A 9,981-nucleotide genomic window follows, 5' to 3' on the forward strand; every position below is an offset into this window, starting at 1 on the left:
CGTGGGGTGGGCCGGGCGTGGGGTGGGCCGGGCGTGGGGTGGGCCGGGCGTGGGGTGGGATTGAGTTGGGCTTCGGCGGGTGGGCGTGGGTTAGCGGGGTTGGTCGGGGTTGATGTGTTGGGTGCGGTCGTTGTCCTCGGCCGGACGCGGGATCGCCTGGGTCGGGTCGGCGGCCGGCTCGGCGGACTGGCGCGGGATGGTCTGGGTCGGGTCGGCCGACGGCGGCTGTCCGAACGGCGGGGCAGGCGGCGCGGACTGCGGTGCCGCCTCGAACGGCGGTGCGGACTGCGGGAACGCCGCTGCCGACTGCGGGAACGACGGCGCGGACTGCGGGCCCGGGCTGGCCGGCGGCGCGGACTGCGGGAACGGCGGCGCGGACTGCGGGTGCGGCGCTGCCGACTGCGGGAACGGCGGCGCGGACTGCTGCTGCGGCGGGGCGGACTGCGGAGCCTGGAACGGCGGGGACGGCTGGCCGTACTGGCCGGGGAACTGCGCCGGCGGGTAGCCGCCCGGCTGGCCGGGGGTAGGCCATCCGCCCTGCGGCTGCCCGCCGGGCTGGCCCGGCCAACCGCCCTGCTGCTGTGGCCAACCCGGCTGCGGCTGGCCGTAGACGCCCGGCTGCGGCTTCGGCTTGGGCACGTAGTAGAACGCCCGCCAGATCGTGAAGACCACCCAGGCGGCCACCGCGAAGATCACCATCCAGGCGAACCGGGTGAGGATGCCGAGCAGTGCGTCGAGGATCTCGGCGTTGGCGAGGCGGCCCACCGTCCAGATCAGCATGGTGAGCGTGCCGAGCAGCGCGCTGAACGCGTACTCGCCGAGAGCCACCTGCGTGATTAGCTTCGCCTTGGGCAGCACGGGCGCGACGTGGGTGGCCAGCAGGACGGCCAGCAGCGGCAGAACCACCGCCTCGACGCCGACGAACATGGAGAAGGAGCTGCCCGCCCGGCCGGTGAAGTCGGTGTAGTCGGCGGGACTGATGAGCCGGAGCAGCCCCACGAAGAGGAACACGGCGTTGGCGCCGAGCAGGGCGAGCGCACCCAGTTCGCGCAGTGGCTTGGTCAGCTGGCGGGCCTGCGTCGCGTCGGCGGACGCGGGCTCGGCGGGGCTGGTCACGAGCTCCCCCTCGGGGCATGGACGGACAGGGCGCACGTGAGCCTAGTCTCCCCGGGCACCGGCGGACCGGAGGCGTCACGTGCGCGAGGATGGTCGACATGCGCATCGTGGTTCTGGCCGGCGGCATCGGGGGCGCCCGGTTCCTGCTCGGCGTCCGGGCGTACGCCCGCGAGGTCGGTGCCGAGGTGACCGCCGTGGTCAACGTCGGCGACGACCTGTGGCTGCACGGTTTGAAGATCTGTCCCGACCTGGACAGCGTCATGTACACCCTCGGCGGCGGCGCCGACCCGGAGCGGGGCTGGGGTCGGGTCGGCGAGAGCTGGACGGTCAAGGAGGAGCTGGCCGCGTACGGCGCGGAGCCCACCTGGTTCGGACTCGGCGACAAGGACATCGCCACCCACCTGGTCCGCAGCACCATGCTCAACGGCGGGTACCCGCTCAGCGCGGTCACCGAGGCACTGGCGACCCGTTGGAAGCCGGGCGTACGCCTGCTCCCGGCGACCGACGACCGGCTGGAGACCCACGCCGTCGTGAGCGGTGGGGGCGAGCCCGGAAGCAGCGCCAGCGCTGTCGAGGACGACCAGAGTCAGCGGGCCATCCACTTCCAGGAGTGGTGGGTGCGGTACCGGGCGAACATCGAGACTCACCGCTTCGTGTTCGTGGGCGCGGAGACGGCCAAGCCGGCACCGGGGGTGCTGGACGCCATCGGGGCGGCCGACCTGGTGCTGATCGCCCCGAGCAATCCGGTGGTGAGCGTCGCGCCGGTCCTCGCCGTACCCGGGATTCGTGAGGCCGTGGCGGACGGCCCGGCACCGGTGGTGGGCGTCTCGCCGATCATCGGCGGCGCTCCGGTGCGCGGCATGGCCGACCGCTGTCTCGCGGTGCTCGGGGTCGAGTGCAGCGCGGCGGGCGTGGGCCGGCTGTACGGTGGCCGGCCGGCCGGCGGCCTGCTGGACGGTTGGCTGGTCGCCGAGGAGGACGCCGACACGCTGGTGCCGGAGGTGACGGTCCGCGCGGTGCCGCTGCGGATGACCGACGAGGTGGCGACGGCGGCGATGGTCCGCGCCGCCGTGGAGTTGACGTGAGGCTGGAAATCCTGCCGGTGCTGGGCATCGGGCATGTGACCGAGGGTGACGACCTGGCGGCGTTGATCGCCACAGCTGCGCCGTGGCTGCGCGACGACGACGTGCTGGTGGTGACCAGCAAGATCGTCTCCAAGGCGGAGGGGCGTTTGGTCGACGTCCCGGCGGACGGGCCGGAGCGGCTCGCCGCGCGCGACGAGGTGCTGGCCGGCGAGACCGCGCGAGTCGTGGCCAGCCGGGGCGCGACCCGCATCGTGCAGACCCACCACGGGTTCGTGATGGCGTCCGCCGGGATCGACGCGTCGAACGTCGACAAGACCCGGCTGGTGCTGTTGCCGGTGGATCCGGACGCGTCGGCCCGTGAGCTGCGCGCCGCGCTCCAGGAGAGGTACGACCTCGATGTCGCCGTGATCATCAGCGACACCATGGGCCGGCCCTGGCGCAACGGACTGACCGACGTCGCGCTCGGAGTCGCCGGTATGCCAGCCATTCGCGACCATCGGGGCGAGGTCGACCCGTACGGCAACGAGCTTCAGCTCACCCAGATGGCCGTGGTCGATGAGCTGGCGGGCGCCGGCGAGTTGATCAAGGGTAAGTGTGACCAGGTCCCGGTGGCCGTGGTGCGGGGCTACCTCACCGCCACCGGCGCGGACAATTCCGGGGGTGCTTGGGCGCTGGTCCGTGACGCCGCACAGGACCTCTTCTCGATGGGCACCGCCGAGGCCCGGGCCGCCGGGCTGGCCGACGCCGCGACCCTCACCGAGGCCGTCGGCGCGGAGCCGGTCGACCCCGCCGCGGTGCGGCGGGCGCTCGAAGCAGTGGCCGGGGTGGTCACGCCGGGCACGGTCTTCAACCTCGTCGACGAGTCCGAGGTACGCGCCGGCCTGGTCGCCCAGGTACCGGGCTGGCCCGCCGACGCCACCGCGCTGATGCTCGGTACCGCCCCGGCACCGATCGACCCGATGGACCTGGTCCGCTTCGGCGCCGACCTGCACCGGCTGCGCCTCGCCCTGGCCGCCGAGGGCGTCCCGTCCACGTTGCTGCCCCCACCCGCCGGCAGCCCGGCAAGCGCCGCCCTAGCCCTGTAACCCCCCTGCCCCCCCTGCCCCCCCCCTGCCCCCCCCACCCCTAGCGTCGATCATGAAGTTATTGCCCGTCGCCTCGGCGTGTCAGGGCGATAACTTCATGATCGACGCTGCGAGGGAGGGCGTCAGGCCTCCAGGACGGCTCGGCCCAGGGGGGTCAGGGTGTGCAGCACGGTGTTGCGGTCGCGGTGGCTGACGAGCAGGCCGGCGTTGCGGAGCACCGTGGCGTGCTGGCTCGCCGCCGCCGGGGAGATGTCCAGCCGGCGGGCCATCTCGCCCGTGGTGCAGCCGTCGTCGCTGGCCTGCAAGACGGCGGCCCTGGTCCGGCCCAGCAGCGCGGCGAGCGAGTCGCGGCTCGCACCGGACGCGGCCGGTGCGTCGCCGTCGGTCGCGGCGAGGCCGCCCAACCGGTCCACCGGGTACACCAGGACCGGCGGCAGCGCCGGGTCGAGCAGGGCGACCGGGGTGGCAGCGCAGAAGAAGGACGGCACCAGCAGCAGCCCGCGCCCGTCGAGGTGCAGCTCGCGGCTGTGCGGGTAGTCGCGCACCTCGAGCACCCCGCTCTCCCAGCGCATGCTCGGGCGCAGGCTGCTCAGGAGGCCCTCGACGCCGCCGTCCAGCAGGGCGCGCGCACGACGGTTGCGGTCCGCCGCCACGGCGGCCTGGATGCGGCTCCAGTACGGGCTGATCGCCATCGCCCGGTACTGCTTCATCGACTCCGCGAGGTGGTGCAGCGTCGCCACGTCGCCACGGGCCAGCGCGGCGGCCGAGGCGGGCAGTTGGTTCCCGGCGGCCACCAGGGTCAGGTCACGCTGGAGCAGCTCGGTCGGCGTGCTGCGGACCGCGTCCAGCCCCGCCTCGAAACCCTCCAGGCTGGCGTACGGGGTGAGGAAGTCGGGGAAGTAGCCACGCGGCGGATTCAGCGCGAAGAGCAGTCGTAACTGGTCGGAGGCGATGTCCTGGCGCAGCTCGCGGGTCACGCTGTGCCGCCAGGCCGACGTCAGCGGGTCGCGGTTGCGGCCCTGCAACACGTGCAGGCTGAGGACCAGCTCCCAAACCGGGTCGGCCGCCGGCGCCACCCGGGTCCGGAGGATGTCCTCGCCGGAAAAGTGGATCTTCAGCATGGAGCGCTCCCGTGTCGCCGGCAGAGGGATGCCGGGCGACCGTTTCGACTCTACCTGGCCGGCAGTTATCTCCATCTTTAAGCCTGGGCTGAAAAACCTCGACGCCTCCGGGGGCGGTTGGGCATGCTTCCAATGCCCGCGCACGGCACCGACGCGTCCTGGACGCCTCGACGCCGGGGCACCGGGACTGGGGAGGACCGGTGATCGGGCGGCACCACGAGGGTCTGCGGCCCTTGCTCCGCAGAGGTGTCGTCCGGTCACCCCACCGCTGCGGTGCGCCTGCCCCGCTCAGCCGACCCAGAGCGCGACCCGGTGGTCCTCGTCCGTGACGTAGAACGGCCGCCCGTCCACCTCGGCCAAGCCCTCAACGTGATGGAACGGCGTCAGGTCGGCCACTTCTTCCCCGACGAGCCGGTAGCCGTCACCCGTCCGATCCACGGGCAACCGGAACCGCACGTGCCGGGAGGTGACCGCACCCCCACCCGGATGCTCGTCGAGCAGCACCGAACCCTTGCCCAGCGCGTCGATCGAGCCGATCACGGCCGCGTACGCGCCGTCCGCCGTCGGCGCGAGCGCCCGGAAGCCGGTCAACTCGCCCGGCGGGGTCACCCCGGCCACCGCGTACGCGCCCAACGCCCGGGGCCACACCGGGTCCGCAGCGAACATGCCCGGCACGCCGGACACCTCCACCAGGATCGGTTCGCCGGCCCCGGTGACCGGGAAGCGCAGTCCGAGCAGGACCGTGCCCTCCGGGGTGAAGGCTGCCGCCTCCACGTTCAGGGGCAGGTCGTCCGGGGCCAGGCGACTCACCCAGCTCTTCGCCCGACTGGTCCCCCGGGCCAGGGTCTCCACGATGAAGCGGTCCCGCACCCGCTCGCCAGGAGGCAGCAGGGTCAGCGGCGACGCGGCCAGGGCGTCGTTCACCGTCCGGTGCAGCCGGAACCGGTTGCGCACCACCTGCACCGGCAGCGGACCAACCGCCGCGTCGTCCTCGCGGAACCGGGCCACGAACGCCCGTCGGGGGCGCAGCGGGCCGGCCTTCGAACCGAAGTGGGAGCCGAAGACGTACACCCAGCCGTCGTGGTGGGCGAGCGCCTCACCGTCCTCGGTCCGGTCGTTCTCGACCCCGGCGTCCGCCGTGACGTGCCGGGCCGTCCACTCACCGTCGTCCAGCTCCAACAGCAGGGCCAGGCAGCGCTCCACCGGGCCCTCGTCCAGCACGGTCCAGAAACCCCGCCGCGCACCGTACGACCGCAGCAGCGCCGGCGATCGGACCGGAAGCAGATCGCTGGCCTCGTTGCCGGCCACCACGAATTCGAGGAGTCGCAGGGTCACCGCGCCAGGGTACGGAGCCCACGCTCGTACAGTGTCGGGGTGCCTGACACCGCGATCACCGGACCCGCCGTCGACCCCACCGATCCCGCCGCGTTCGCGACGCTGCACGCCGAGGCCGTCGCGCTGCTCGAGGGCTGGCAGCCGACCAGCCCGGCGGCGGCCGACGCCCGGGAGCGGACCCTCGCGCTGCTCGCCGCCGGGCCGATCACGATGAGCCGGCAGCACCGCCCCGGCCATGTCACCGCGAGCGCGCTGGTGCTGGACCCGACCGGTGCACGGGTGCTGCTCTGCCTGCACGCCAAGTTCGGCCGGTGGGTGCAGCTCGGCGGGCACTGCGAGCCGGTGGACCGGACGCTGGCCGGGGCCGCGCTGCGCGAGGCCACCGAGGAGTCCGGCATCGATGGCCTACGCATCGACCCGGTACCGATCGACATCGACGTACACGAGGTGGGTTGCCAGGGCGGCTCGCGCCACTACGACATCCGGTTCGCCGTGGTCGCCCCGGCCGACGCGGTCGAGCAGGTCAGCGATGAGTCCGAGGAGCTGGGGTGGTTCCCGCCCGACCGGCTGCCCGAGCCGCTGGCCGGTGGGACCGTACAACTCGTCGAGCCGGCCCTGGCGGCCCTGCGCAGGTTCTGACAGCGGGTCTGCGCGCTGGCGACGGCCTGCCGCCGCCAGCGTTTACGACACCGGTCAGACGTAGCCCTCTTCGCCGCGCTCCTTGAGCTCGTCGACCAGGAGCTTGACGTCCTGGGCACGCTCACGCGGACAGACCAGCACCGCGTCCGGAGTGTCCACCACGATCAGGTCGCGCACACCGAGGACCGCCACCAGCCGACCCGACTGCGGCACCACGACCAGGTTGGCGGTGTCCCGCAGGAGCACGCCGGGCTTGGCGTCGGTGCCGAGCACCACGTTGCCCGCTTCGTCGGCGGGTAGCACGTCACCGAGGGTGTGGAAGTCGCCGACGTCGTTCCAGCCGAAGTCGCCCGGCACCGTGGCGACCCGACCCGCGGTCGCCGCCCCCTCCATCACCGCGTAGTCGACGGAGATCTTCGGCAACGTCGGCCAGACCGTGCCGAGCACGTCGTCCTGCTCCGGCGTGCCCCAGGCGGCGGCGATCGCCATGACGCCCGCGTGCAGGGCCGATTGCTGGCGGGCCAGCTCGGCGAGGAACACGTCGACCCGCCAGACGAACATGCTGGCGTTCCAGAGGTGCCGACCCGAGCGGACGTACGCCTCGGCGACCTCAGCGGCCGGCTTTTCCTTGAACTCGGCCACCTGACGCCACGGCGTGCCGTCGGTCTCGTCGCCGGTCTCCAGGTAGCCGTATCCGGTCTCGGGGCGGGTCGGTGTGATCCCGACCGTCATCAGCATGCCCTGCTCGGCCCCCCGGACCGCCTCCTGGACCGTGCGCACCCAGTTGTCCGGGTCGCTGATCAGGTGGTCGGCGGCGAAGCTGCCCATGACCGCCTCCGGGTCGCGGACCGCGATCACCGCCGCGGCCAGCGCGATCGCCGCGCAGGAATCCCGGGGCGACGGCTCGACCAGGATGTTCTCCTCCGGCAGCCCGGTCAGCTGCCGGGCGACCGCCGCGACGTGCGCGGCACCGGTGACCACAAGGGTGCGATCCGGTGTCGTCAGCGGCGCGAGCCGCTCCACGGTCGCCTGCAACAGTGAGGAGCTGGTGCCGGTCAGCGGATGGAGGAACTTGGGGTGGCCGGCGCGGGACAACGGCCACAACCTTGTGCCGCTGCCACCTGCCGGGATGACCGCATAAAGCATCCGCACATCATGCCCGACGCATCCGCCCGCAGTGGCACGGGTCACCATGAGGGGCCCGAACGGTCACGAACGGGCGCGACTCCATGCGGCGATGTGCACCTCGGCGCTGGACTCCCAGGTGAACTCCTTGGCCCGGTCGAAGCCGGCCTTCGCCAGCGACAACCGGCGCTGCTCGTCGTCGAGCAGGGCGGCCAGGTCGGTGGCGATCTGCTCCGGGTCCTCGGAGGTGTACGCGACCGCGTCGCCACCCACCTCGGGCAGCGACAGGCGGGGCGTGGTCAGCACCGGGGCGGCGCACGCCATCGCCTCCAGGATCGGCAGGCCGAACCCCTCGCCGTACGACGGGTAGGCGGCGACCAGCGCCCCGCCGAGGAAGCCGGGCAGGTCGCCGTACCGCAGATAACCGGGGCGCAGCAGACGCAGGTGCGACGGGACCTCGGCCACCGCGCGGTCGATGTCGTCGTCGTGCCCCTGCCCGCCGGCGATCACCAGCGCCGGCGGGTCGGTCCGCTCGGCCACCGCGCGAGCCCAACCCCGGATCAGATTGGGTACGTTCTTGCGCGGCTCCTTGGCACCGAGGAAGGCGACGTAGCTGCTGTTGCCCAGCCCGAGCCGAGCGCGTACGCGGGCCTTCTCATCCTCGCTCGGCGCGTGGAAGGCGGCGTGGTCGACGCCGTGGTAGGCAACGTCGATGCGGGTCGGGTCGGCGTCGAGCAGCCGGATCAACTCGTCACGGGTGGCCTTGCTGGGGACGATCACCCGGTCGGCGCGGCGCATCGAGGTCTTGATGGCGCTGCGGAAGAACGTCCGGCGCGACTTGTCGTAGTGCTCCGGCTCGGTGAAGAACGTCGCGTCGTGCACGGTGACCGTCACCGGGCACCCGGCACGCAGCGGGCAGGTGTAGAAGGGCGAGTGCAGCACCTGTGCGCCGACCTGCTGGGCGAGCAGCGGCAGACCGGTCTGCTCCCAGGCGAGGCGGGCCGGGCGGTGCGCCACGGCGGCCGGAGCGGGGATGATCTCCGCGCCGGGCAGCATCCGGGTGTAACGCTCCAGGTCGGTGCGGAGGCTCACCACGGCCAGGTCCACCCCCGAACCGCACACCTTGCCGAGGGCACCGAGCAGACCGTCGACGTATCGACCGACGCCACCACGGTCGGCGGGGACACTCGTGGCGTCGATGAGCACGCGGGGCGGGCGACCGGCGGTCACGGGGCGACTCCTTGCGGGTGGGTCTGTGGGGAACAACACTCCGGGGGTAAAGCCTACGCCGGAGTACGGGGGCGACGCTGACTGCGACCCGACCGTACGCCGACTTGTCATCGTCATCGAGTACGGGTGCCAGAGGCGTATCGTTCGCGCCGATGGCCGACAACATTGCCCGGGTCTTCGCCGACGCGATCGCGACCGACCCGACCCGACCGCTGCTGACCTGGTACGACGACTCCACCGGAGACCGCACCGAACTTTCCGGCGCCACCCTGGCGAACTGGGTGTCGAAGACCGCCAATCTCCTCGTCGACGAGGTCGGCCTCGCGCCGGGCACACCGGCCGGCGTCCTGCTCCCTCCGCACTGGCAGACCGCCGCGGTGCTGCTGGGCTGCTGGTCCGCCAAGCTGACCGTGCTCGACGCGCCGGGAAACGTGGACGTCCTCTTCGCCGCCGCCGACCGGTTCGACGAGGCGCAGTCCTGGCCCGCCGACGAGCGGTACGCCCTGGGCCTCGCGCCGCTCGCTGCTCCACTGCGGCAGGTGCCGCCGGGCTTCGCCGACTACGTGGTCGAGGTACGCGGGCACGGCGACTACTTCAGCCCGCAGCCCGGCCCCGGCCCCGCAGACACGCACCTGCTCGCCCGCGCCGAGGCACGGGCGGTGGAGTTGGGCATCGAGCCGGGCGCGCGGGTCCTGGTCGACGCGTCGCGCTGTCCCGACCCGGTCGACTGGCTCCTCGCGCCGCTCACCCGGGCCGCCACGGTGGTTCTCTGCGCCAACCCTGACCCGGCCCGTCTGGCCACCCGGCTGTCCAGCGAGAAGGTCACCCACTCCCTCCCGTAGCCCGCTCGCCGCAACCGACGACAGCCCGCGCCGGCAGCACGGCCGAGGACCAGCACGGCTGAGGGCCGGCATCGCGGAGGGCCGGCACGGGAGGGGTGCCCGCACATCCTTTGCTCTGCTTCCCTATAGGCGACACAGCGCTGGCCCCGGTGTCGCCTATGTTGAAGCAGAGCAAAGGACGCATCGACCACTCGGCCTGGGCACCTCCGCCCTCCCGAGGGCCAGCCCAGCGAGGGCCAGCCCAGCGAGGTTCAGCCCGGCCGGGTTCGGCGATCTTGCAGTTTCGGTTGCCGATACGCGAGTGATGTCCCTTAGACCGTGTGTCGTTTGGGGTTGTTGGAGTGCAAGGTCATTCGTTGAGCTGGTGTGAGCGACGTGGAGAAGTACTGCCCGGACGCGTTGT

9 protein-coding genes are annotated in these 9,981 nt (G+C 72.7%); 4 read left to right on the forward strand and 5 right to left on the reverse strand.

What is annotated here, in order from left to right; translation table 11 throughout:
- Nucleotides 1–90 precede the first annotated feature (90 nt).
- Nucleotides 91–1,116 (reverse strand): hypothetical protein, encoded by a 1,026-nt coding sequence (locus tag ACGFH9_RS24120; protein WP_393223142.1) that lies wholly within the window; start codon nt 1,114–1,116, stop codon nt 91–93.
- A gap of 98 nt (nt 1,117–1,214) precedes the next feature.
- Here ACGFH9_RS24120 and cofD point away from each other — a divergent pair, with 98 nt between their 5' ends.
- Complete coding sequence (cofD, locus tag ACGFH9_RS24125) at nt 1,215–2,201, forward strand: 2-phospho-L-lactate transferase (protein ID WP_393223144.1); 987 nt, start codon at nt 1,215–1,217, stop codon at nt 2,199–2,201.
- The gene (locus tag ACGFH9_RS24130) at nt 2,198–3,286 is read left to right on the forward strand and encodes a coenzyme F420-0:L-glutamate ligase (protein WP_393223147.1); all 1,089 of its coding nucleotides are present in this window, start codon (nt 2,198–2,200) and stop codon (nt 3,284–3,286) included. The genes cofD and ACGFH9_RS24130 overlap by 4 nt, the downstream gene beginning before the upstream one ends.
- 122 nt (nt 3,287–3,408) lie before the next feature.
- On the opposite strand, the gene ACGFH9_RS24135 is transcribed toward ACGFH9_RS24130, so the two are convergent.
- Complete coding sequence (locus ACGFH9_RS24135) at nt 3,409–4,407, reverse strand: winged helix-turn-helix domain-containing protein (protein ID WP_393223149.1); 999 nt, start codon at nt 4,405–4,407, stop codon at nt 3,409–3,411.
- Between the two features lie 288 nt (nt 4,408–4,695).
- Nucleotides 4,696–5,742 carry a hypothetical protein gene (locus ACGFH9_RS24140; RefSeq protein ID WP_393223152.1) on the reverse strand — a complete coding sequence of 349 codons (1,047 nt, stop codon included), beginning with the start codon at nt 5,740–5,742 and terminating at the stop codon, nt 4,696–4,698.
- Between the two features lie 54 nt (nt 5,743–5,796).
- Here ACGFH9_RS24140 and ACGFH9_RS24145 point away from each other — a divergent pair, with 54 nt between their 5' ends.
- Nucleotides 5,797–6,381 (forward strand): NUDIX hydrolase, encoded by a 585-nt coding sequence (locus ACGFH9_RS24145; protein ID WP_393223166.1) that lies wholly within the window; start codon nt 5,797–5,799, stop codon nt 6,379–6,381.
- A 54-nt stretch (nt 6,382–6,435) separates the two neighbouring features.
- On the opposite strand, the gene ACGFH9_RS24150 is transcribed toward ACGFH9_RS24145, so the two are convergent.
- Together ACGFH9_RS24150 and ACGFH9_RS24155 are read right to left on the reverse strand one after the other, a co-directional pair.
- On the reverse strand, nt 6,436–7,527 hold the full coding sequence (locus ACGFH9_RS24150) for a mannose-1-phosphate guanylyltransferase (RefSeq protein ID WP_393223155.1): 1,092 nt from the start codon (nt 7,525–7,527) through the stop codon (nt 6,436–6,438).
- 63 nt (nt 7,528–7,590) lie between these two features.
- Nucleotides 7,591–8,736, reverse strand: a complete 1,146-nt coding sequence (locus ACGFH9_RS24155; protein WP_393223157.1) for a glycosyltransferase family 4 protein — start codon at nt 8,734–8,736, stop codon at nt 7,591–7,593.
- Between the two features lie 152 nt (nt 8,737–8,888).
- Here ACGFH9_RS24155 and ACGFH9_RS24160 point away from each other — a divergent pair, with 152 nt between their 5' ends.
- Nucleotides 8,889–9,578, forward strand: a complete 690-nt coding sequence (locus ACGFH9_RS24160) for a TIGR03089 family protein (RefSeq protein WP_393223160.1) — start codon at nt 8,889–8,891, stop codon at nt 9,576–9,578.
- Nucleotides 9,579–9,981 lie beyond the last annotated feature (403 nt).

It is taken from the genome of Micromonospora sp. NPDC049102, from assembly GCF_043197485.1.
GTDB lineage: Bacteria > Actinomycetota > Actinomycetes > Mycobacteriales > Micromonosporaceae > Micromonospora.

Coding starts and splice junctions, on each gene's coding strand:
- cofD (WP_393223144.1), top strand. CDS start 1,215: ATGCGCATCGTGGTTCTGGCCGGCGGCATCGGGGGCGCCCGGTTCCTG.
- ACGFH9_RS24135 (WP_393223149.1), bottom strand. CDS start 4,407: ATGCTGAAGATCCACTTTTCCGGCGAGGACATCCTCCGGACCCGGGTG.
- ACGFH9_RS24150 (WP_393223155.1), bottom strand. CDS start 7,527: ATGCTTTATGCGGTCATCCCGGCAGGTGGCAGCGGCACAAGGTTGTGG.
- ACGFH9_RS24160 (WP_393223160.1), top strand. CDS start 8,889: ATGGCCGACAACATTGCCCGGGTCTTCGCCGACGCGATCGCGACCGAC.